31 protein-coding genes are annotated in these 21,251 nt (G+C 27.5%); 28 read left to right on the plus strand and 3 right to left on the minus strand.

The features are described from left to right. Positions 1 to 66 precede the first annotated feature (66 nt). The 14 genes from dapF (at position 67) to RYO54_RS00545 (ending at position 10,605) form a co-directional block, all read left to right on the plus strand. Positions 67 to 888, plus strand: a complete 822-nt coding sequence (dapF, locus tag RYO54_RS00480; RefSeq protein ID WP_315114478.1) for a diaminopimelate epimerase — start codon at positions 67 to 69, stop codon at positions 886 to 888. A 1-nt stretch (position 889) separates the two neighbouring features. Continuing rightward, positions 890 to 1,963 carry a hypothetical protein gene (locus RYO54_RS00485; protein ID WP_315114480.1) on the plus strand — a complete coding sequence of 358 codons (1,074 nt, stop codon included), beginning with the start codon at positions 890 to 892 and terminating at the stop codon, positions 1,961 to 1,963. A gap of 151 nt (positions 1,964 to 2,114) precedes the next feature. Further along, the gene (locus RYO54_RS00490; RefSeq protein ID WP_315114482.1) at positions 2,115 to 3,230 is read left to right on the plus strand and encodes a GspE/PulE family protein; all 1,116 of its coding nucleotides are present in this window, start codon (positions 2,115 to 2,117) and stop codon (positions 3,228 to 3,230) included. A gap of 85 nt (positions 3,231 to 3,315) precedes the next feature. Then, positions 3,316 to 4,308 (plus strand): type II secretion system F family protein, encoded by a 993-nt coding sequence (locus RYO54_RS00495; protein ID WP_315115049.1) that lies wholly within the window; start codon positions 3,316 to 3,318, stop codon positions 4,306 to 4,308. 18 nt (positions 4,309 to 4,326) lie between these two features. After that, the gene (locus RYO54_RS00500) at positions 4,327 to 4,734 is read left to right on the plus strand and encodes a type II secretion system protein (RefSeq protein ID WP_315114484.1); all 408 of its coding nucleotides are present in this window, start codon (positions 4,327 to 4,329) and stop codon (positions 4,732 to 4,734) included. Then, the gene (locus tag RYO54_RS00505; RefSeq protein WP_315114485.1) at positions 4,727 to 5,173 is read left to right on the plus strand and encodes a prepilin-type cleavage/methylation domain-containing protein; all 447 of its coding nucleotides are present in this window, start codon (positions 4,727 to 4,729) and stop codon (positions 5,171 to 5,173) included. Before RYO54_RS00500 ends, RYO54_RS00505 begins: the two co-directional genes overlap by 8 nt. Further along, positions 5,157 to 5,603 (plus strand): prepilin-type N-terminal cleavage/methylation domain-containing protein, encoded by a 447-nt coding sequence (locus tag RYO54_RS00510; protein ID WP_315114487.1) that lies wholly within the window; start codon positions 5,157 to 5,159, stop codon positions 5,601 to 5,603. The genes RYO54_RS00505 and RYO54_RS00510 overlap by 17 nt, the downstream gene beginning before the upstream one ends. After that, positions 5,600 to 6,049, plus strand: a complete 450-nt coding sequence (locus RYO54_RS00515; protein ID WP_315114489.1) for a hypothetical protein — start codon at positions 5,600 to 5,602, stop codon at positions 6,047 to 6,049. The genes RYO54_RS00510 and RYO54_RS00515 overlap by 4 nt, the downstream gene beginning before the upstream one ends. Before the next feature lie 180 nt (positions 6,050 to 6,229). Next, positions 6,230 to 6,709 (plus strand): shikimate kinase, encoded by a 480-nt coding sequence (locus RYO54_RS00520; protein WP_315115052.1) that lies wholly within the window; start codon positions 6,230 to 6,232, stop codon positions 6,707 to 6,709. Between the two features lie 111 nt (positions 6,710 to 6,820). Next, positions 6,821 to 7,267 carry a type II 3-dehydroquinate dehydratase gene (aroQ, locus tag RYO54_RS00525; RefSeq protein WP_315115054.1) on the plus strand — a complete coding sequence of 149 codons (447 nt, stop codon included), beginning with the start codon at positions 6,821 to 6,823 and terminating at the stop codon, positions 7,265 to 7,267. Positions 7,268 to 7,287: 20 nt separating this feature from the next. Then, positions 7,288 to 8,355: a Xaa-Pro peptidase family protein gene (locus RYO54_RS00530; RefSeq protein WP_315114491.1), complete on the plus strand. Its 1,068-nt coding sequence runs from the start codon at positions 7,288 to 7,290 to the stop codon at positions 8,353 to 8,355. 73 nt (positions 8,356 to 8,428) lie between these two features. Continuing rightward, positions 8,429 to 8,986: an elongation factor P gene (gene efp, locus RYO54_RS00535; protein ID WP_315114492.1), complete on the plus strand. Its 558-nt coding sequence runs from the start codon at positions 8,429 to 8,431 to the stop codon at positions 8,984 to 8,986. A gap of 215 nt (positions 8,987 to 9,201) precedes the next feature. Continuing rightward, complete coding sequence (locus RYO54_RS00540) at positions 9,202 to 10,119, plus strand: tyrosine-type recombinase/integrase (RefSeq protein WP_315114493.1); 918 nt, start codon at positions 9,202 to 9,204, stop codon at positions 10,117 to 10,119. 3 nt (positions 10,120 to 10,122) lie between these two features. After that, positions 10,123 to 10,605, plus strand: coding sequence for a helix-turn-helix domain-containing protein (locus RYO54_RS00545; RefSeq protein ID WP_315114494.1), 483 nt, complete (start codon positions 10,123 to 10,125; stop codon positions 10,603 to 10,605). A gap of 520 nt (positions 10,606 to 11,125) precedes the next feature. On the opposite strand, the gene RYO54_RS00550 is transcribed toward RYO54_RS00545, so the two are convergent. Further along, on the minus strand, positions 11,126 to 11,710 hold the full coding sequence (locus tag RYO54_RS00550) for a restriction endonuclease (protein WP_315114496.1): 585 nt from the start codon (positions 11,708 to 11,710) through the stop codon (positions 11,126 to 11,128). Between the two features lie 105 nt (positions 11,711 to 11,815). On the opposite strand from RYO54_RS00550, the gene RYO54_RS00555 reads away from it, so the two are divergent. The 3 genes from RYO54_RS00555 to RYO54_RS00565 all read left to right on the plus strand — a co-directional run bounded on the left by RYO54_RS00555 (position 11,816) and on the right by RYO54_RS00565 (position 12,664). Continuing rightward, positions 11,816 to 12,025 carry a hypothetical protein gene (locus RYO54_RS00555; RefSeq protein WP_315114497.1) on the plus strand — a complete coding sequence of 70 codons (210 nt, stop codon included), beginning with the start codon at positions 11,816 to 11,818 and terminating at the stop codon, positions 12,023 to 12,025. A 79-nt stretch (positions 12,026 to 12,104) separates the two neighbouring features. Continuing rightward, entirely contained in the window at positions 12,105 to 12,512 is a 408-nt protein-coding gene (locus RYO54_RS00560; RefSeq protein WP_315114499.1) for a hypothetical protein, read from the plus strand. After that, positions 12,482 to 12,664, plus strand: a complete 183-nt coding sequence (locus tag RYO54_RS00565) for a cyclic-phosphate processing receiver domain-containing protein (RefSeq protein WP_315114501.1) — start codon at positions 12,482 to 12,484, stop codon at positions 12,662 to 12,664. The genes RYO54_RS00560 and RYO54_RS00565 overlap by 31 nt, the downstream gene beginning before the upstream one ends. Before the next feature lie 81 nt (positions 12,665 to 12,745). Here RYO54_RS00565 and RYO54_RS00570 read toward each other — a convergent pair whose 3' ends face one another. Then, on the minus strand, positions 12,746 to 14,179 hold the full coding sequence (locus tag RYO54_RS00570) for a type I restriction enzyme HsdR N-terminal domain-containing protein (RefSeq protein ID WP_315114503.1): 1,434 nt from the start codon (positions 14,177 to 14,179) through the stop codon (positions 12,746 to 12,748). A gap of 97 nt (positions 14,180 to 14,276) precedes the next feature. Next, positions 14,277 to 14,489 (minus strand): DUF6471 domain-containing protein, encoded by a 213-nt coding sequence (locus tag RYO54_RS00575; RefSeq protein ID WP_315114504.1) that lies wholly within the window; start codon positions 14,487 to 14,489, stop codon positions 14,277 to 14,279. A gap of 323 nt (positions 14,490 to 14,812) precedes the next feature. Here RYO54_RS00575 and RYO54_RS00580 point away from each other — a divergent pair, with 323 nt between their 5' ends. The 11 genes from RYO54_RS00580 (at position 14,813) to RYO54_RS00620 (ending at position 21,080) form a co-directional block, all read left to right on the plus strand. Beyond that, positions 14,813 to 15,046, plus strand: a complete 234-nt coding sequence (locus tag RYO54_RS00580; RefSeq protein ID WP_315114506.1) for a hypothetical protein — start codon at positions 14,813 to 14,815, stop codon at positions 15,044 to 15,046. A gap of 318 nt (positions 15,047 to 15,364) precedes the next feature. Continuing rightward, positions 15,365 to 15,637 (plus strand): hypothetical protein, encoded by a 273-nt coding sequence (locus RYO54_RS00585; RefSeq protein WP_315114508.1) that lies wholly within the window; start codon positions 15,365 to 15,367, stop codon positions 15,635 to 15,637. Then, entirely contained in the window at positions 15,630 to 15,920 is a 291-nt protein-coding gene (locus RYO54_RS00590) for a hypothetical protein (RefSeq protein WP_315114509.1), read from the plus strand. Before RYO54_RS00585 ends, RYO54_RS00590 begins: the two co-directional genes overlap by 8 nt. After that, positions 15,902 to 16,273: a hypothetical protein gene (locus tag RYO54_RS00595; RefSeq protein ID WP_315114511.1), complete on the plus strand. Its 372-nt coding sequence runs from the start codon at positions 15,902 to 15,904 to the stop codon at positions 16,271 to 16,273. Before RYO54_RS00590 ends, RYO54_RS00595 begins: the two co-directional genes overlap by 19 nt. Then, positions 16,270 to 16,479: a hypothetical protein gene (locus RYO54_RS00600; protein WP_315114513.1), complete on the plus strand. Its 210-nt coding sequence runs from the start codon at positions 16,270 to 16,272 to the stop codon at positions 16,477 to 16,479. Before RYO54_RS00595 ends, RYO54_RS00600 begins: the two co-directional genes overlap by 4 nt. Before the next feature lie 785 nt (positions 16,480 to 17,264). Further along, complete coding sequence (locus RYO54_RS20165) at positions 17,265 to 17,417, plus strand: zinc finger domain-containing protein (protein WP_399548898.1); 153 nt, start codon at positions 17,265 to 17,267, stop codon at positions 17,415 to 17,417. Positions 17,418 to 17,708: 291 nt separating this feature from the next. Further along, positions 17,709 to 17,855, plus strand: a complete 147-nt coding sequence (locus RYO54_RS20170) for a zinc finger domain-containing protein (RefSeq protein ID WP_399548900.1) — start codon at positions 17,709 to 17,711, stop codon at positions 17,853 to 17,855. A gap of 354 nt (positions 17,856 to 18,209) precedes the next feature. Beyond that, entirely contained in the window at positions 18,210 to 18,401 is a 192-nt protein-coding gene (locus tag RYO54_RS00605) for a hypothetical protein (RefSeq protein WP_315114515.1), read from the plus strand. 24 nt (positions 18,402 to 18,425) lie between these two features. Then, positions 18,426 to 19,586, plus strand: coding sequence for a hypothetical protein (locus RYO54_RS00610; protein WP_315114517.1), 1,161 nt, complete (start codon positions 18,426 to 18,428; stop codon positions 19,584 to 19,586). A 394-nt stretch (positions 19,587 to 19,980) separates the two neighbouring features. Beyond that, complete coding sequence (locus RYO54_RS00615) at positions 19,981 to 20,562, plus strand: hypothetical protein (protein WP_315114519.1); 582 nt, start codon at positions 19,981 to 19,983, stop codon at positions 20,560 to 20,562. A 386-nt stretch (positions 20,563 to 20,948) separates the two neighbouring features. Beyond that, the gene (locus RYO54_RS00620; RefSeq protein ID WP_315114521.1) at positions 20,949 to 21,080 is read left to right on the plus strand and encodes a hypothetical protein; all 132 of its coding nucleotides are present in this window, start codon (positions 20,949 to 20,951) and stop codon (positions 21,078 to 21,080) included. Positions 21,081 to 21,251 lie beyond the last annotated feature (171 nt).

The raw sequence follows: 21,251 nt of genomic DNA on the forward strand, positions 1-21,251 counted from the left end.
TGAATTTGTTATTGATATTACAGCTTTAAAATAGTAAACTATTTCTGGAGTTTAGGAGGGGATTAAATGAAATTTATAAAAATGCATGGAAATGGCAACGATTTTATTGTTATTGAAGATTTTCATAACAATTTACTGAAAAGAGGAGAAGAAATAGCTAAGAAGCTATGTGATAGGCATTATGGTATTGGAGGAGACGGTTTAATATTAGTAAGTAATAGTAAAATTGCTGATATAAAAATGGATATTTTTAATGGGGATGGCTCTTATGCTTCAATGTGCGGAAATGGAATAAGATGTTTTGCCAAATATGTATATAATGAAGGAATATGTAAAAAGGATATAATTAAGATAGAAACTGGAGATGGAATAAAGTATGCTATGATAAATGTAAGGAATGGGGAAGTTACTGATATTACTATAAATATGGGGATGCATTCTTTTGATCCAAAAGAAATACCTGTATTGTGTGATGAAGAAGTTATAAATAAGTCTATAGTGGTAAATGGAAAGACATATAATATTACATCACTTTTCATGGGAGTACCCCATACAGTTATATTTGGCAATCTAGAGGAGTTTGACGTGATAGAAGGTAGCTATATTGAAAAGCTAAACTTATTTCCAAAGGGAACAAATGTTAATTTTTGCGAAGTATTAAGTAAGGATAGGATAAAGGTAAAAACATGGGAACGGGGACCGGGTATAACTCTTGCATGTGGTACAGGAAGTTGTGCAAGTGTAATAGTTGCAAATAAGGTAGGATTAGTGGACAGCAGGGTGCAAGTTGATTTACCAGGAGGAACTCTTTTTATAGAAATTACTCCTAATGGTACAATGATGACTGGACCAGCAGAAATTGTGTATAATGGAGAAATAGATTTATAAGATGCCATCAGTATCTAAGTTTATCTCCTTATTGATGACTATGATATTAGCCCTTACCGCTTCATCCTGCAGCAAAACAAATGAAGAACATTTTGGAACTAAAGTTAAAGCAACTAATTTTAAATTTAACGATGTAATGATTACTGAGAATAAGGATGTTAAATCTAATATTTATAATATAAATAATAATTCCCTTGCTAAGGTTGATAGCTTAGAATATGTATCAGAAATTGCATATAAAAAAGACGAGGATTTATATATTCTATTATCTCACGATAAAGATGAAATAAAAAAGAATAGCATAAACATATTAAAGAATGATAAATTGACTAATATAAATGAATTTTATTATGCAAGAGATTTAAGGATTTCTCCTAAAGGGGGTAACCTTGCGTATAGGAGTTATTCTAGCCAATCATTAGATAGCGCTGAGGGTTTATCTTTATATAAAATTGATACTAGAGAAAAGATTCAATTTAATAGTAGTGTACTGGTTTCGGGAAATTTATTTCAATGGATAAATGATGATGAAATATTATATTATGGTGTTTGTGACGAAACGAGAACTACTGCAGTATATAAATATAATATTAAGGATAATAAAGAAGAAATATATACAAAATTACCTAAGGGTTATTACACTTATTTTTTACCCTATAAAAACAACCTAATGATTTTAGCAAGAGATTTAAATCAAAACACTATTTATCTCTATAAAAAAGATAGTGATGAAATTATTTCCATAAGTGAGTCCATAGAAGAAATATATGATGGAGCTTATAATAATATTAACAATACTATATATATTATAGGATTAGAAAAAGGCAGTGGATTGCCAGCATTATATTCAATAAATTTAGAAAACAATAAAGTTGAGAGAGTGACTTTCGACTTTCCAGCAGAAGTAGATCCCTATGGAGGATTGAGAATAGACCATGAAGGATTAGTTTATTATTGTGGCTATACAGGATTAGATGATCAAAATAACGAAGTGTTTAAATACAATCCTAAGGATAACTCCAATAGCTTAATATCGATAAATGCATCAAAATATAGAATAATAGGAAGCAATTAGTTGAAAAACTGTAACAAATAAGATTTGGTACAGTTTTTCTTTTAAATTCAAAAATAAGAGTATGTTCAATGGTTTATGGAAATTTTTGTTTAATATCTTTGTAAAGGGATATAATGTGAAATAAATGATAAGAAGAAAGGAGGCTTAGGGAATGCTATCTTCATCTGTAGCTTTTATAGATCATATATTAACGGAAGCTATAAAGAAAGGTGCAAGTGATATTCACATCGATCCTTGTAGTGATTATATAAGAATTAGATATAGAATTCACGGGAGTATATATGATTTTCATAAATTGCCTCTAGAAGGATACGAGAAAGTAGTAGGAAGAATTAAAGTAATGTCGGACATGGATACTATTGAAAAAAGAATGCCTCAAGAAGGAAAATTTCAATTTGAATATAAAGAAGAAATCCATGATATAAGGGTATCTATATTACCTACTATAAAAGGAGAAAAAGTATCTATTAGAATATTATATAATACATTTAAAATTATAGAATTAGGTAACCTAGGTTTTGATGAGGAAGAAATAATAAAAATAAAAAAATTATTGAGTTATTCTAAAGGGATGATATTAATAACTGGCCCTACTGGTAGTGGAAAAACAACTACTTTATATGGGATGCTAAATGAAATATATAATGAAAATAATAATATAATTACCTTAGAAGATCCAGTGGAATACTCTATTGATGGAATTAACCAAGTAAATGTAAATAATAAAATAGGATTTACTTTCTCAAAAGGATTGAAAAGCATAATACGGCAGGATCCGGATGTTATAATGGTAGGGGAAATAAGAGATGAAGAAACTGCTGAAATATCTGTAAGAGCATCCATAACAGGTCATTTAGTCATGTCAACTATTCACACTTCAGACGCTCCAACATCTTTATTAAGGCTGATAGATATGGGTATACCTAAATATTTAGTAGGGGATTCAATTGTAGCTGTTATAGCTCAAAGACTGATAAAAACACTTTGTCCATACTGCAAAGAAGAGGACAATAGTGTGAAATTAGGAGTTAAAATATTTAAAAGTAAAGGGTGTGACCTTTGCGATAATGTAGGATATTTGGGTAGAACTTTAGTATATGAATTAATGGAAGTAGATGAAATACATAAGGATATAATAATTAACAATTTTTCCATTAGTGCACTTAGAAATCATAGTATAAAATCTGGAATGAAATCTATAAAGGTTAGAGCAATGGATTTAGTTGAAAAAGGGATAACCTCATTAGAAGAAGTAAATAAGTTATAAATAGAAGGGGAGGATAATAATACTAAATAAATTAAAGTTAAAAAGAAGGGCTAATGAAAAAGATTTATATATCATATGCAGTGAAATATCCTCTTTACTAAATGCCGGATTAAGTTTACCATCAGCTATGGGTTTGATGGAAGAATATTTTCAGAGTAATATCAATATGAGCCTTAAAAACATAAAGGAAAAATTATATTTAGGAGAGAGCTTTTACTCCGCCTTAAAGGATTTTGAAACAATATATCCTAAATTTTATATAGAGATGATAGGAGTAGGAGAGGAATCAGGAATATTATCAAAAACTTTAGAAAGATTAAGCAATTATTATAAAAGACAGTTCCATATTAAAAAGGAAATTAGAAAAATGCTAATTTATCCATTATTTTTACTTATAACAGCTAATGTAATTATATCATTTCTAGTAATTTATATTTTACCTCAATACATTAATATGTTAAAAGAATTTAAAGTTGATATTCCTAAAGTTACATCAATATTCTTCTTTGTTATCACATCAATTTACAAAAATCTTTATATTATAATACCAACTATTATCATATCTTTTTATTTATTAGCTATCTCATTTAAAAAAGGAAACGAATTATTACATAAACTTATATTTAAGATTCCCTACATAGGAAAAACCTATAAAAAACTTCAAATATCTAGAGGGTTTCTAGCATTAGCATTTATGCTAAACTCCGGTATAAATATTGTAAATTCTGTAGAAAAAGCCTCTAATACATTAAATAGCATTCTATTAATTGATATGTTTGATAAATCTAAAAAATATGTTCTAAGAGGGGGAAGCTTTAGCAAATCCTTAAATGATTATAGATTGTTAGATAAGAAGCATATTATTCTAATTACTTCAGCAGAGGAAAAAGGTGAATTGCCAGAGATGTTACATAAACTCTCATCTATGGACGAAGAGGAAGTTCTATATTCATTTTCTAAATTAGCAAAATATATTGAGCCAGTAATTATTACTATGATGTCTTTGCTTGTTGGAGGGCTAGTGTTTATATTTATATTTCCAATAGTAAACTTGATGGATTCATTAATTGGAATATAAATTACGGAGGTTTTAAAATTGATTAACATTAAGATCAAGATTAATAGTAAGAAAAAGGGATTTACTTTAATAGAATTATTATTGGTAATGTCCATAATGATTATATTTATGAGCATGTTAATTCCAAAATTTAAGGGATATAGTGCAAAAGCTAATTATATAAAAGCTGATAATATTGCAAGACAAATATATTCGGCTGCGATGATTAGCTATGCTGAATCAAATGGAAAGTTTGAAAGTGATAAAATAAAGGGGAATATTGAAGAATTAATCGGTATTATTAGTGAAAAAGATGAGGATTATGATTTAGCTGTGAATACTTCTAATGACAATGCATTAATATGGTTTAAAATAAGTGACCAAAATTATTGCGTTAATATAGATAATGAGGGATACAAGTTAGAAGTAAAATCTAGATATGAATAGGAAGATGAAAAGTGGATTTACGGTAGTTGAGTTAATGTTATCTATAACCTTCTTCATTGGAATTTTAGTGATGTTTAGATTCAGTTATGTGGGATTTAATAGAGTATTTAATAAGGTAGACGTGATTAATTGTAATAATTCAATTTTAAGCTTTGTTAATACAAGTAAGCAATATTGTAGAGAAAATTATATATTAGGAAGGGTATACTTTTCTAAAAAGGAGAATACTATGATGTTTTATACAAACATGAAAAAATTAAATGAATATGAACTACCTAAAGGATTTCAGTTTACTTTTGTAAATGCTGTAAATAGTGAGATAAATATAAATAGATTTGGCAGAACTAGCAATGGGTGTACTATAAAGTATAGAGATAGGAACAATGAAGAACAGGAAATAACTATTTCAGTGGGTACTGGGCATGTTCAAATCAAATAAAAGAGCTTTTTCTTTAGTAGAAGTAACAATAAGCATATCTTTGTTTACAATTTTATTTATCTCATCAGCATTAGTAACAATGAATTATTTAAAGTTAAAAAACTATAATTCAAATTTTAAAAACTCCATATATTTTTTGGAAGGGCTAAAGAATACATTAGAATATAATGCTTGTGCAGAGGATATAGAAACTATAAATAATATTTCACCGATTTATTTTTATGGAGAAGATATGAATGTAAAAAACTTAAAATCAGGAAATTTATATTCTTTGGGTAAGTTGAAATTACCAAGGGATAAAATGCCATATATTCTATTAGATATTACAAGAGAAGATGATGAAAACCAAGTATATGAAATAGATATATTATACATATTTGGGGATAAATCTTATGAATATAAATTTATAAAGGAATTAGAGATTCTATGAAGAAGGGGTTTTCAACAATTGAAGTTATTGTATATATAAGTGTTTTTACGATGATATTTGTATTGACGGGGAAAAATTTAACTCTTCAATTGTATAACTATAGAAAGAATATGAATTACAAACAAGAAGAACTTTATGTAGATCAAGCATTTATTTATATTGAAGAGAAGCTAAAAGAAGGAGATCATGTAGAAATATTAAAAAATAAAAGTGATAGTGAAATAAAAATAGTTACAAAAGGAGTTAGTGATTATATTAAATATAATAGAGGAAAAATTATAATCTCCTATGGTAAAAGTAATTATGGGCCAACTAATAATATAATGCTAAATGTAAAAAACTTTTTAGTGGAGGATATAGAAAACACTGTATATATAAATATTATTACTATGAGTGGAAAGGAATATGAAAGATGTTTTGGTGTAAAAAAAGAGAAGGATTTATAATTACATATACATTTTTTGTAGGGCTTTTGTGCTTAATAATTTCATTTTACTTATTATCCATGGAGTATACTATATACAAAAATAACTATTCACTGTTAAAATATATTATGAAAATGAAGTAAAATATATGATATTATAATAATATCTATAGTAAATAGAGGAGAGGATGTTATTAATATTATATTAATTGGTATGCCAGGATGTGGAAAGACCACATTAGGTAAAAAACTAAGTAAATCAACAGGATATAATTTTATAGATACAGATTTATTAATAGAAAAAAAAGTTGGTCTATCCATAACAGGCATATTTAAGAAAAACGGGGAAAAGTACTTTAGAATATTGGAAAAAAACTTGCTTTGTGAAATAAAAAATTATGAAAATCATATAATTTCTACTGGAGGAGGTTTTCCCATATATAACGACAATATGGAAGTGTTAAACAGCCTAGGATTAACAGTTTTTTTGAAAGTGCCTATAGAAGAATTGATGAAGAGAAATTTAACTAAAAGACCTTTACTAGTAGGAAATATGGAAGAAAAACTAAAAGAACTATATAAAATAAGATTACCAATTTATAATAAAGCTAAACTTATAGTAGATAATTATAATATATCACTGGATGAAATTATAAAATCAATTATAGATAAAATGAAATAATTGTACAATATTATTTGCAAATAAGTAGAAGTTTTGATAAAATATCATTGTTCAAATGTATTCCAGTTTATATAAATAATTCATCGAGAGGGATTGTTAAATGTGCAACCATTGAAATTATTGATAATAAATGGACCTAATTTAAATTTACTAGGCACAAGAGAAAAGGATATATATGGTAATCTTACTTTAGAGGATATTAATAATATTATAAAAGAGAATACTAAAGATGATGATATATATATAGATTTTTTTCAAAGTAATTGTGAAGGAGAGATAGTTACTGCTATTGGTGAAAGTATAAATAAGTATTCGGGAATTGTAATAAATCCTGGAGCCTATTCACATTATAGTATAGCAATCTTAGATGCTATAAGAGGTGTTGATATACCTATTATTGAGGTTCATTTAAGCAATATATATGGTAGAGAGGAATATAGAAGAAAAAGTATTACTGCAGAAGGTTGCATTGGGGTCATAAGTGGCTTTGGATATTATGGATATATTATGGCTGTAGATGCATTAATTAATAATATTAATAAAGTTATTAAACCTTAAAGATACATAGGGGTGAAAAAATGTATAAAAATAGAATTGATAATTTAAGAAATTCAATGAAATCTAAAGAAATAGACGGAATATTATTGATTGGAGATCACAATAGAAACTATATATCAGGATTTACTGGTGACGAGAGCTATGTGATAATAGGATTAGAAAAATCGGTTTTTATAACAGACTCAAGATACACTCAACAAGCTAAAGAACAAGTTGAGGGAATGGAAATAAGAGAATACAAAGGTAAAATAGAAGACTTTTTGAGAGATACAATAGCAGAGTTAAATATAAGAAAAATAGGATTTGAAGAAAATATTATTACGTATAAAAACTATATTGCATACAAAGAAAGCTTTAATTGCGAAATGGTTCCACTTGAAGGAATTATAGAAGAATTAAGAGTTATAAAGGACAATGATGAAATAGAATGTATAAAAAAAGCGGCATCTATTGCAGATAAAGCTTTTGATAAGATACTACAATTTATAAGACCAGGGGTATCAGAAAAGGAAGTAGCTGTAGAGCTTGAATACTGGTTAAAAAGATATGGAGGCTCAGGACTTTCATTTCCTTCCATAGTTGCTTCTGGTGAAAGATCAGCATTACCACACGGCGAACCAACGGATAAAGTCATTAGAATGAATGATTTTGTTACGCTAGATTTTGGTTGTATTTATAAAGACTATTGTTCAGATATGACAAGGACATTAGTTATGGGTAATGCTTCAGAAAAGATGCTTCATGTATATAACACAGTTTTAAAAGCACAAGAAGAAGCTTTAAAAGCAATAAGACCTGGACTTACAGGAACTGATGTCGATAAAGTGGCAAGGGATATAATTACATCAGAGGGTTATGGAAAATATTTTGGTCATGGACTTGGCCATGGAGTAGGTAGAGAAGTACATGAAAATCCTAGAATAAGTCCTGCAGGATCTAATGTTTTGAAACCAGGAATGGTGATTACAGATGAGCCTGGTATTTATATTCCTAATGAGTTTGGAGTTAGAATTGAAGATTTAGTTTTGGTTACTGAGGATGGATATGAAGTTCTTTCCAAGTCACCAAAAAATTTAATAATAATATAAATTTAATAAGTATTAACTTACCTGATAAGGTTATAATATAAATGAATTAATTGTTTTGGAGGGATTCTTAGATATGATATCAGCAGGAGATTTGAGAAAAGGTACTACATTTGAATTAGATGGACAAGTTTACACAGTTGTGGACTTTTTACATGTTAAACCAGGAAAAGGAGCTGCTTTCGTTAGAGCGAAGATGAAAAATGTTATTTCTGGCGGTGTTACAGAAACAACATTCAACCCAACTCACAAACTTCAAGAAGCTGTAATTGAAAGAAAAGAAATGCAATATTTATATACAGATGGTCAGCTATACTACTTTATGGACCAAGAAACTTTTGAGCAGATTCCATTAAATTTTGAACAGGTTGAAGAGGCAATAAAATTCTTAAAAGAAAATATGTTTGCAGTAATTAAATTTTACAAAGGAGAAGCTTTTTCAGTTGAAGCTCCAAACTTTGTTGAATTACAAATTACTCACACTGAACCAGGTGCAAAGGGGAATACTACAACTAACGTTTTAAAACCAGCTACTGTTGAAACAGGAGCAGTTGTTCCAGTTCCACTATTCGTTAATGAAGGAGATGTTATAAGAATAGACACTAGAACTGGTGAATATATGGAGAGAGTTTAGTCAATAATATAATTAACGTATTTTGGTAACGGCATACGATTCGTATGGATAATGACTAAATTTTAGAAGAGTTCAAATGACACTAGTAAAATCAAGGCTTCACAGGGGAAGATAAATGATACATATGATGACATACGTATTTTAATCAATCTGTGATGGCATATGACACCTTTAAATGTATGTATAGAAATCGTACATTTGGAGGTGTTTTTTATATGGAATTAAACAGTATTATTAAGGAATTTTGTTTTGAATGTGAGGTTAGAAATTACTCACCAAAAACAATTAAAGTTTACAAAAACAATTTGGATTTATTTAGTACATATCTAAAAAATGAGTTTAACATTAGTGATTTAGAAGAAATTAAAACAATTCACATTAAAAAATATTTTAAGTTTTTAACTCAAAGAAAACTTAAACCCAGTTATATTAATATTATACTTAAGAATTTAAGGTCACTATTTAGATATTGTGTAGATGAAGAGTATATAACTGAAGACCCAGCATTGAAAGTTGGTTGGCAAAAAGAAGGCAAAACAATAATACAAACTTTCAATGATAGGGAAATATTAAGAATGCTAGATGCTTATAAATTTTCAACTTATTTAGAAGCAAGAAATAAAATGATTATTGCTTTTCTAGTAGACACTGGTGCTAGGAATAATGAAAGTTGCACTTTATTGTGGCAAGACATAAAGGACAAGGTAATATTAATAAGAGGTAAAGGAAACAAAGAAAGACAAGTAAGTGTTAGTCCTTTGTTGAGAAGGTACATGTTCAGGTACGAAAGAATTAGAGAGCATTATTTTAAAAATAAAATATTAAAATATGATAACTATTTTTTAAGTAATACAGGAAAGCCTTTAACAACAGAAACAGTAGAAAGAGTAGTAAAAGAAGCTGGAAAAAGAGCAGGTGTTAGAGAGGAAATAAGATGCTCACCACACACAATACGTCACTGGCACGCCCAAGAGCAGCTAAGAAATGGACTAGATGTATACTCGTTAAGTAGACTATTGGGGCATGATAGCATAACTATAACTAAGAGATATTTACAAAGTATTAAAGATGAAGATATTATAGATTTAGCTTTAAAGACAAGCCCTTTGATGAATATAAGAGGAGGTAGATAGATAATGACTAAGAAAAAGTGGTATCAACACGTAAAACCGTACATAAAAGACCTATTTTTAAGAAAAATACTACAAGCTAATCTATCACCTCAAGCAACAAAACTTTTATTAATATTAAAAGGACATAAAAATGGTTCTACAGGGCTTTGTTGTCCATCACAGGCACTTTTGGCTATAGAGATGAGTAAATCTATTAGAAGCATTCAACGTTACTTAAATGAGCTTATAATGAGTGGAATAGTCGCAGTAGAACGTATGGGGAAAATGATAAGTAATAAATACTACTTGCTTATAGATGATGATTTAGAAGAGTTTAAAGAGCAATATGCTGAATCGAGAGAAGTAGCTACAAATATTAAAGATAAATGTAACAAGTACATAAATAAAAACAACGGTAAGAAGCTACAAAAAGGAACTTGGGATTATACTGGTAGAGGAACAGATTATTATACTAACCTAGCAGATAAGTTATTGGGATTAACCTAAACAAAAAAAGGAAAAAGCACTTGCAGAACGGGCAATTCTGAACAAGTGCAAACAACTTAATATCACAAACTTTTACACTTACTATTATACCAAACTTTTTTTAAAATATAAACAGGGTAAGTGTATTTGTCATGTAAAAAATAATTCGAAAATCATTATTAATTAATATTTGTATTTTATTATAAGTGTTTTATGTTTTTAGATAGTGTTTTTTAGATATGAACTACTAAAACACTCATAAAAGAATACAATCTAGTGTGATTTATATCTGATTACTCATAGTGACACGACATTCATGCTATACGGATGCGACAAAGTTAACAAAAAGTGATACGACAAGGATGTAACGGAAATATATATAACTTTCTTAATATATAATATTTAATAGATTTTACAACCTAGATAAAACAACAGATAGAAGAATTGAAACTGGAAGAGGGAAAAGAGTTCTCCCCTTTAAAGGGGAAAACCTCTAATATCAAGGGCGGAAGACCTTATAAATTAAAATTTAAAATAAATACTAACTTATATTAATATATTCATTAGAAATACCAGCTATCTCATATACAGTATAGGCATTTAAATTTAAACATTCAGAAATTAAATCATCTAAATTAACTACGTCTATAGAAATTGTTGCAAGTTTACTTTTTTTTAATTTAGAACAATATTCCAAGCAGTTTTTATGAGCTCCATTCAAAGTTACTATAATACCAGAAGAAACGTTATCAGCTATCATAGCACCACATAATTTTTGTGCAATTGGTCTTCCGACTTTATCTTTTTGATGTTTGCATTCCAAATAAACAACTTCTCCATTTTTTCTTAAAATAACATCTTTGCCTTTATCATTTGTTTTGGAAGTTACTTCGTATGTATAATCTCCGGCTAAAGCAAATAATTTAGCTGAAAAAATTTCAAAATCCCACCACTGCATATCGCTTATTGCACTTTTTATTGTATATATATCACTGTTAAATAGATTTCTAGGAGTAATATTATTAGAATCATTTGTACTCCAATTTAATAAGTAAATTATAAAAATTAATATAACAATAACTATAGCTATAGTTATAATAAATTTAATAATAGAACATCCCCCCATAAAAGTAATTAATAAAATTATATTAGTTATTATTATTAAATATGATGTATAATTTATATCCATAATATGGTAAAATGATAGTTGAAGATGGGGGTGAGTGTTAAAATGAAAATAAAATTTATAGAAGAAAGTAACCAAGATAATGTTTTGATGGAAACAGTAAACACAGAAATTTTAAGTGCTGTATTTGCTAAATGTACACAAATACAAATTAGCAAGGAAAATGAAATATTGACATGTGAATATAATTATAATGTTTTAAAAGTATTGGAAAATGAAATAGATATTTATGTGACTATTACAGATAGTATTTAAATAAAGACTAGGAAATTAATCCTAGTCTTTCGTATTCAGTTAAATCTTCTATGTTACAGTTAAAACATGTACAAACATCATGCAAAGGGGTATAGGCAATGTAAATCCTATGAAAATGGCTAAATGCATTAAAGAATTAGAACGGATTTATGGAATTAAAAATGGAGGAGATAGAGGGAATCAATATAAAAAGGCAGAACCGAATAATTCGGATGTGGTACGAACACAAAGACAACTTGCCGAACAAATAGGTGTTAATCAAGATACACTACTTAACTATAAAAAACTTAACGACCTAATACCAGAATTGCAGTCACTAGTTGAGAATGGCACTTTAAAAGCAACTACAGCATATAAAATATGGGCTAAAATGCCACCAGAAGAACAAGAAACGTTTTTTAATGATATTGGTCAAGAGAAGATAAAAAAGTTAACTTATTACCAACAGGATATGACTTGGTTAAGTATATCTGTGAAAATGGATTAAGGGCAGATAAAATCTATTTACACACAGATAATCCTGTTGGCAGAGAGAATATGTATCAAACATTAATAGGGGCAAGGAGAAGAGGTTTTATAGATAGTAGTATTAAGATTTATAATTATCCGTTTGTTAAAAATAAATATTCTGAAAGGTAATAATGTAGACTTATATACTCGTTGATTTAGTATAAAGTGACTATTTTTTTATAAGGGTATTTAAAGAAACTATATTGTATTTTATTGAAAAAATTCCTTATATGGATGTTTGTTATACATTCTTGGTATAGCTTTTTCAGCTCTTTTTATAATTAAATTCTCATCTATATGTTTAATAATAGAACTAATATTCAAATCAAATAAATAACTAAGTTCTTCTAATGAAAAACCACTTTCATATAATTTTCTTATAATAGACTGCCTTATAAACTGCATATTGAGTTGCTTTTTTTTATCTTCTTCCAAATTTAAATTATCAAATTTATTATTTACTATATTATGAAATGTGGAACGAGTAAGTTTATCATATTTGCTATCATATTTTGTGCAAAAAATATAACTACATTTTATTTTAAGCTTCTTTTTTTCTTTTATGATATTGTTAACTAAACATTTCATGGGTTCGGTTAATAAATAAGTTTTTTTATTGACTTCAATTATATTCTTTTTGAAATTAATATCGGATTCTTTTAAGTTTATTATTTCATTTATTTTAAATCCAAGTAAGATAAGTATAAAAATTAATTTATTTCTGGAAGAATTGCTCTTATCATTATAATTATTTAGCATTGCTTCAATTTGAATGTTTTCCAAATATAATTCATTAGTTTTCTTTTTTCTTTTTAAATCAATTTCTGTTATATAATTTTTAATGTCAAAATTTTTGAATGAATTTAAAGAAATCTTACTCGTATCTTCAAGGTAATTTACAAATTTAAGTATATAATTATATTTAGACAAAACGGAATCTTTTTTTAGTTTATCATCTTTTTTATTGTTCAAATAATTTATGAATTTCTTGAAATTGGATATAGAAAAATAATTTAAATCATATGAATCAAATGATGATATCAAGTATTTAACGAACATATTATAAGCACTCCAATATTGAAGCTTGCTTGAATTAGACATGCCGCTTTTATCAATAACATCTAAATCAAATTCCTTCCAGTTTAAATAATAATTAGTAGTTCTTTTTATAAATAATGAATCAAGTGTGAGAAACTCATACATTAATTTGTTGTTACGTTTAGAAACATTAGTAGGAATATTAACTAAAAAATATTCAAGTACAATTTTTTGATCAGGGAGAGTATCTAATTTGTCATTTACTAAAATATAATGATTTCCGTTAGTTAATAATCCCCAGCTAATATTTTTATCATGTAAATAAGAGTTAATCTGGCGAATATCTTCTTCAAATAAATCGAGATTTTTCCCTTTTATTTCAATATAAAAAGTATCTTTTTCTTTATTCCTTATATTAATACCTATATCAACTCTTTTGTCTTTATATTTTTTATTGGGGTTAACTTCATAACTAAAATCATCAGAATTATAATTTAAAAGGTTAAGAAACTCAAGTATTATCTTAATTTTTACTGTTTCTTCATTAGCATCTGAGGGCAATCTTTTGTAAGCAAGTTTTATATCATCTAAGGTTTTTTCACGCATATGAATTCCTCCAAATAATTTATTTTATTGAGAATAGTATATGAAATAAAATAAATTTTAATACACAATTAAACAAAAAAAGACTAAACTCTCAGGCTTAGTCTTTTTTGTTCCATTTAATTTCATATCCAATTATTTCAGCAATTTGTTTACATTCACTATACTTAATAGTTCCTCTTGTTAGCTTATTAGATAAATTTTGAGTTGTTGTATCAGTACCGTATTTTTCATTCATGGCCTTTACTATATCTGTCAATGTCCAACCAGATAAAGCAATATAGCTTTTTATTTCATTTTTTATATCAATCAAATAATCACCTCCTGAATCGATTATACCATATAGTTTTGTTGTATTCAAATATGAATAAAAATATTTAAAAAAGTTTATAAATAATATTGACATTTTAAACTATGGAGTGTATTGTTAAATTATAACGAATAGCAATTAATTAAAAAGGTAATTTGGAGGGATAATCTGATATGAGTATTAAAACATTGCAGCAGTTTATGAAATTCGCAAAAGAATTTTCTATAGAGCTTACGGCAGAAAATCTAAAGAAATTTAAAAAGTGTAGTTTGCAATAGCTTATTATGAACACAAAATAATAAAATAATTAGATGGAGGAATAAAAAATGATTTACGCGAAATTAAACAAGGATTATTATGTAGAATTCGCTAGGGAGGAAAGTGTTAATCTAATAGATTTTAAGAGTCTTTTAGGATATGCATCATGGGCTGGTAATGTTCCTACAGGGATGGTACAAGTTAAAGATGGCATAGTTTTAGTAGAAGAGGGTGGTAATATAGAGTTATTGATAAACGCAAATAAGCCAAACTCAAAAAATGTATTAAAGAAATGGCAATAACCAGTTTATGAATAAAGAGGATGACCCAAATAATTTGGGTGTGGCAAAAATTCAATCAGATTTGGCTAAATAGTTAGAAAATCCAATGGAAATAATTTCGCTTGGGAACAATCAATTTAAAAATTCGGAAATAATTTCCGAATTAAATAAAACTCAAGAAGAATTGGCAGAGGAGATAGAAAATCAAATCCGAATAATTCGGATGGGGTACGAAATAATTTCGCAGTTTCCAATCAAAATAGCTTACCGAATAATTCTACAAGCAAAACACAAAAGCAATTATCAGAACAAATAGGTGTTAATCAATATGTTGGTGATTTGAATAATTCCAATGACAAAAAAACTCAAAAACTATTAGCAACTAATTTTGGTAGATTAAAAAATAATCCAGTCAAACAAGGCAAGATTTACAGTGAATATGAAAAATTATGTGGAGTGAGACAAGGAAATAATCAATATAGCTTAGGACAAAATGTCCGAACCCAAGAAGATATAGCTAAAGAATTAGGTGTAGATGCTAGAACAATAAGACGTTTAAAAAAACTTCAACAATTATCTCCAGAGTTACAACAACTCATAGAAAATGGCTAAATGCATTCAGGAATTGGAAAGAATTTATGGAATAAAGCATGGTGGTGCAGGAAGTTCCCATACAGATAATCTTAATGGAAAGACTCAAAAAGATTTAGCAAATCAATTAGATATTAGTCAACAGCAACTTCAAGATTATAAAAAACTCAACGACCTAATACCAGAATTGCAGTCACTAGTTGAGAATGGCACTTTAAAAGCAACTACAGCATATAAAATATGGGCTAAAATGCCACCAGAAGAACAAGAGGATAAAATGTCCGTTTGCCAAGAGAAGATATGATATTGGAAGATTTAATATGTACAAACATCATGCAAAGGGGTATAGGCAATGTAAATCCTATGAAAATGGCTAAATGTATAAAAGAGTTGGAGAGAATTTATGGGATAAAGCATGGTAATAATCAGAGGACTTTGAATAATTCAAACTCCTTAACGCAAAAACAATTAGCAGAGCAGATAGGAGTTGACCAATCTCAACTCATTAACTACAAAAAACTTAATGACCTTATACCAGAATTACAGTCACTAGTTGAGAATGGCACTTTAAAAGCAACTACAGCATATAAAATATGGGCTAAAATGCCACCAGAAGAACAAGAGGACAAAATGTCCGTTTGCCAAGAGAAGATATGATACTTGAAGATTTAATATGTACAAACATTATGCAACGTGGAATAGGTAACGTAAATCCTATGAAAATGGCTAAATGTATTCAGGAATTAGAGAGAATTTATGGAATAAGGCAGGGGAGTGCTGGAAAAAGAAGTTTAGACCAAAATAATTTGGGTCTAAAAAATCAACAAGATTTGGCAAAACAAACCAAAATAATTTGGGTTTGAAAAAACAACAAGATTTGGCAAAATAAATAAATATTACAGATGAGCAAGAAAAGACATGATATACTAAAGCTATTAAATGTTTTTAAATCACAAAAAACAAGCTATTTTTTTACACCCTTTTGTAAAGGGGGATAGGTTAAGCTAATAGCTATTTTACACCCCTTTGGGATGGGGGTCAATTAAGCCGTAATAAGAGTATAATAAATATAATAAGAGTATAATAAATCCCTAGTACGCACTAAAGTGCTACTAGCCGACTTGATTTTATTTTGGGCTTTTATTTTTATAAATTTACCAAATAAATTTTATATTGAGAATTATAATGAAAATGGCAAGTTTTGATTTTACATACCTCTAAAACCCAGTAATACCAATGCTTTTAGGAACTAATATCTTCCTTGTATATGGTAATATAATCGTTGATAATGCTAGGTTGCAGCGATTATAAAATAAAACCTAAATGAAAAGTATTATAAAATCAATAAAAAATCATAATGTAACGAAATATAAAATTACCATAACCATTGATATAACTGCATTTAGAGGTGTTTTTTTATCTCAACTACACCTGTGTATTATGTAATACATAAAACAAAAAAATAGAAAATATAATAAAAAGCGATAACGACCGTCAAAACTTATTTATCAGTATGAGTAAGGAAATACAATAAAATCAATAAAAATAACTAATTTAGGAAAACGTAATAAGTCTGAAAACCATTGATATGATTACGTTTAAAGGCATTTTTTTTAAAATTGTGCCGTTTCCTATAGTGTAAGAGAATATCGGCACTAAGAAATGTGAAAAATGCGGAAGCTATATTAAGTCTAAATCAAATAAGACTAAATACTGTCCCTCATGTGCTAAGGAAATAAAAAAAGAACAAGATAGAATAGCAGATAAAAAATACAAGAAAAAGCTAAAAGCGAGAAAATAGAAACACCATCTAAACCATTGGTATTGTTGGGATTAGAGATTTGTTGGTTTTTTCGGTATATGAAGAGAATTAGTATTATAAAAGATGTGCTAAAGAAGTAGATAGAGAAAAAGCAAGCAAAAGAATGAAAAAAATTAGAGATGCTCGAAAAGGTACTTATTTATCAGTATGAGTAAGGAAATACAATAAAAAACTAAAAACTTTACCATTTAGAAAAGCCAATTAAAGCATTGATATGAAAGGGTTTAAGAGTTTTCTGATATTTTCGGTATATGAAGAGATAAAAATAATATAAAAAAATGTGAGAATTGCGGAAGCTATATTAAGTCTAAATCAAATAAGACTAAATACTGTCCCTCATGTGCTAAGGAAATTGAAAAAGAAAATACAAAAATAAGAGTAAGAAAATATAGAGAATTACATAATATAACGAAATAGAAATACCATCTAAACCATTGGTATAACTAGGTTTAGACAATGTTTGTTAAGTTCCTATTAGGGAAGAAACATCTAAATATACAAAACCCAAGAGATATTTTAAACCTAAATTTTCACGTTTTTTAAAAAACATATGCCGTAAACCCAGTAATACCAATGCTTTTAAGAACTAATATCTTCCTTGTATATGGTAATATAAAATAAATAATTTTAGAATTTTATTTAGTATACTGATTACCTTCAGTGTATTTAACTGTCTGGGAACTTTTATATATCACGGAAACTATCAGTATGCTAATTTAGGTTTTTTGTTTACAGAATTAAAATTAACGATTGAAAGGTGTGGAATTTATTATGGAAATAAGAAAAAAGTACTATAACATTGAAAAAAGGACACTTGCAGAAGCATTAAATTTCATGGGCTTTAAATACTATAAATTTACTGGAGATAAAGGTATACCAATCTATGGGTTTGAAGATACAGAGCTATTTAGAAAAGCAATGAATGAATTATTTAATTTAAGAAAAGCAATTTATTGCAAATAGCAACAGAGGTGAGGTATCAATTGGATGAAAGTTATCAATTTGGAAATTGGAAAAGAATATAAATATAAGGAATTATGTGAGTTACTACAAGTAGAAGAAAAAGGTCGAGGGAAATCGAGGGAATTACAATTTGAAGATTGGAAAAGGTATTTTGATTTTTATAAACCTAATCCCAAAGGACAAAAATTTATAGTTAAAGAAGTATATTCAGAACCTAAAGAAAAAGTTGATGGTAGAGGTAAATCTGAAGGCTCTAGGGGAAATAATACAGGAGAATATTCACCATATATAATTCCTATATTAAAAAATTATTTTAATTGGGCATATGGACAAAATTCAAATGGAATATTCTACACGACAAATAATAATTTAGCGAAAAAATGCGGATTAATAACAGATAATTATTTATGTGCTAGAGATAATAAATCTATTTTTATCAATTTGATGAAAAAAGAAGGATTAATTAATAATGCAGCAGTTTATCATGTTTTTAACAAAAGCAAGGATAATTATAAAGGAATAATAAAATATAATTTAGATAAATTGGTTAAAGAGGGTAATATTGAGTATGAATATAATTGGCTAATACAATTTTGGAATGATAAAGATAAAAAAGAAGCCAGATTGGTTGATGAAGATGAACTTAAAATAATTGAACAAATTCAAGCAGAATTAAAAGAAAAAATGGGACTGGAAGATATATCTAATATTTATTATTCAGAGAAAACAATGAAAGGATTTTATTTTGAATTTGACAAACTTATTAAAGAAAGAATAAAAGATTGTGCTAGGATTTTTAAAGGATATCAAATTACAATTCATAAAAAATATGAAGAGATTGATACTAAACAAATGAATATTAAAGTAAATAAGATATTTAGAAATAAAATATATAAAAATTTAAAAAAGTCAGCTGATAAAGTTAAAGAAGAATTAGGGGATTATTGGGGGCTGCCTAACCCACAATGGAAAAGTGGAGATAAAGCTAGATTAGATTCTTCATATTTGAACGATTGTGAATTAATAATAGATAATTTATTAAAACTTAATTGGGAAAAGATTGAGCGGAAGATAAATGAAATAAAAAAAGAATATAGAGAACAACAATTACAAAATCAAATGGATGCTAAAGAATTAATTGAAATGGGTTTGTATTCTGAAGGAGAATTAGAGAGTTTAAATTAAATTTGTAAAATCTAAACCGTTCACCTCTTAAATTATCCTTATATATAAATATTACACTAATTATATATAAGGATAATTTGAAAGGTGAACGCTTTAAAAATGATTAAGGTATATATTTATAAAAATATAAGAACAAATATATACAATGGGGTTGGGTTTGGGAGGGGAAATGTAAAGGAATGTTTGAGGTACGAAAACATGACTTTCCCCTATCCCAATATAGTTTTGGCAATAAATAATATATTTTATAAAATGAAGTCTTAGAAAAATAATCTAAGGCTTTTTTATATGCAAAAAATTAAATAAGTTGTACGTAATCTTAAAACGTACTGAAAAAGAAAGGATTTGAACAATAAAAAATTTATTAAAAGAAGTAAAAGGAAATATTTATGGAATGGGGATTTACTGTTTTAAAGATATAAACGGTAAAATACTCTATGTAGGCTCTGGCATGATGAATAATAGGTTACAAACACATCTATATAATTTTAAAAGAGGATTATATGAAGACACTAATAAAAAGGTACTACAACATACATATAATTGTGGGAATTTAATATTTGAAGTGTTGCATTTTTCCGAGAATAATACTACATATTTGAACGGTACTGATGATGAGAGAAAAGCAATACAGACGGCATTGGAAGTTTTAGAGCAATTTTATGTAGATTTATATAAAGATACTATATGTAATAAAATAGAAAGAATTACTAAAACAAGTAGCAGCCCAAATAGATTAACTACACACAAACGAAGGAAAGCAAATTTAGGAAATAAAAATCCAAATGCAAAATATAGCGAAAAAATGATAGCTGAAATTTTATGGTTAAAGTTAAATGGATATAAACCTAGAGAAATAGAAGAGTTTTACAAAGATATTAATATCAAAAGTAATTATATTAGTTCGATAGGTACATACAAGTGGATACATACAGAGCCTATAAAACCAGACTTTATAAAGGAAAAAGCGTCTTAATAAACGTAAACGCATACGTAAAAAAAGACGCTGAAAGAAACACCATAGAGTAGAGGGGAATTTTTTCCCTTCTTACTATCTCTACTATCATTATATATCATTTTGAAATAAATTGATAGTGACTTATACCTAAATTGGTTATATATAGATATATTATTAAGGCGTTAAAGGGTAATATTATAGAATATAAAAGGAAATTAGAAAGGGTGTGTTAAGATGACTTGCATTAAAGATATTGAGATTGCTAAATTAGAACTAGAGTTGGCTAATAGGAAACTAAGGCGTCTTAAAGATAAGGATTTGAGCAAGTAAATAGAGGAATTTGAGAATACTTGTAGAATATTGGATATAAAGGGAAATATATTTAATGTTTAGGGGGAATGGGAGTGGGTATTGTTTTACATTTAAAAAATGGAGAAAAGATAATTCAAAATACTTTAGATAGTAGGGTATTGAATAATTTATCAGAATTTTGTAAAGAAAAGTTAATAAATGATCAACTTAATTTAGAGAAATAAGTGACAATTACTTATGATAAGGATAAGGAAAGAACAATAAAGCTAAGTGATTTAAAATCTATAGAAATTGAACTAATATAATAGCTTATTTAAAGGCATCCATGTTGGGCACTTTATATTATTTTACACAAATAGATAATTTTAGAAGGAAATTTGAAACTCCTGTCGAAT

Origin of the sequence: uncultured Clostridium sp. (assembly GCF_963515715.1) — a bacterium.
Lineage (GTDB): Bacteria > Bacillota > Clostridia > Clostridiales > Clostridiaceae > Clostridium_AW.

What these genes read in the sequence shown, in the direction of transcription:
- RYO54_RS00540 (WP_315114493.1), top strand. Translation starts at nt 9,202, where the DNA reads ATGGAATTAAACAGTATTATTAAGGAATTTTGTTTTGAATGTGAGGTT.
- RYO54_RS00510 (WP_315114487.1), top strand. Translation starts at nt 5,157, where the DNA reads ATGTTCAAATCAAATAAAAGAGCTTTTTCTTTAGTAGAAGTAACAATA.
- RYO54_RS00590 (WP_315114509.1), top strand. Translation starts at nt 15,630, where the DNA reads ATGGCTAAATGCATTCAGGAATTGGAAAGAATTTATGGAATAAAGCAT.
- RYO54_RS00505 (WP_315114485.1), top strand. Translation starts at nt 4,727, where the DNA reads ATGAATAGGAAGATGAAAAGTGGATTTACGGTAGTTGAGTTAATGTTA.
- efp (WP_315114492.1), top strand. Translation starts at nt 8,429, where the DNA reads ATGATATCAGCAGGAGATTTGAGAAAAGGTACTACATTTGAATTAGAT.
- RYO54_RS00545 (WP_315114494.1), top strand. Translation starts at nt 10,123, where the DNA reads ATGACTAAGAAAAAGTGGTATCAACACGTAAAACCGTACATAAAAGAC.
- RYO54_RS00615 (WP_315114519.1), top strand. Translation starts at nt 19,981, where the DNA reads ATGGGGATTTACTGTTTTAAAGATATAAACGGTAAAATACTCTATGTA.
- RYO54_RS00610 (WP_315114517.1), top strand. Translation starts at nt 18,426, where the DNA reads ATGAAAGTTATCAATTTGGAAATTGGAAAAGAATATAAATATAAGGAA.
- RYO54_RS00560 (WP_315114499.1), top strand. Translation starts at nt 12,105, where the DNA reads ATGCAAAGGGGTATAGGCAATGTAAATCCTATGAAAATGGCTAAATGC.
- RYO54_RS00570 (WP_315114503.1), bottom strand. Translation starts at nt 14,179, where the DNA reads ATGCGTGAAAAAACCTTAGATGATATAAAACTTGCTTACAAAAGATTG.
- RYO54_RS00490 (WP_315114482.1), top strand. Translation starts at nt 2,115, where the DNA reads ATGCTATCTTCATCTGTAGCTTTTATAGATCATATATTAACGGAAGCT.
- RYO54_RS00485 (WP_315114480.1), top strand. Translation starts at nt 890, where the DNA reads ATGCCATCAGTATCTAAGTTTATCTCCTTATTGATGACTATGATATTA.
- dapF (WP_315114478.1), top strand. Translation starts at nt 67, where the DNA reads ATGAAATTTATAAAAATGCATGGAAATGGCAACGATTTTATTGTTATT.
- RYO54_RS00580 (WP_315114506.1), top strand. Translation starts at nt 14,813, where the DNA reads ATGATTTACGCGAAATTAAACAAGGATTATTATGTAGAATTCGCTAGG.
- RYO54_RS00550 (WP_315114496.1), bottom strand. Translation starts at nt 11,710, where the DNA reads ATGGGGGGATGTTCTATTATTAAATTTATTATAACTATAGCTATAGTT.
- RYO54_RS00515 (WP_315114489.1), top strand. Translation starts at nt 5,600, where the DNA reads ATGAAGAAGGGGTTTTCAACAATTGAAGTTATTGTATATATAAGTGTT.
- RYO54_RS00605 (WP_315114515.1), top strand. Translation starts at nt 18,210, where the DNA reads ATGGAAATAAGAAAAAAGTACTATAACATTGAAAAAAGGACACTTGCA.
- RYO54_RS00600 (WP_315114513.1), top strand. Translation starts at nt 16,270, where the DNA reads ATGATACTTGAAGATTTAATATGTACAAACATTATGCAACGTGGAATA.
- RYO54_RS00530 (WP_315114491.1), top strand. Translation starts at nt 7,288, where the DNA reads ATGTATAAAAATAGAATTGATAATTTAAGAAATTCAATGAAATCTAAA.
- RYO54_RS00555 (WP_315114497.1), top strand. Translation starts at nt 11,816, where the DNA reads ATGAAAATAAAATTTATAGAAGAAAGTAACCAAGATAATGTTTTGATG.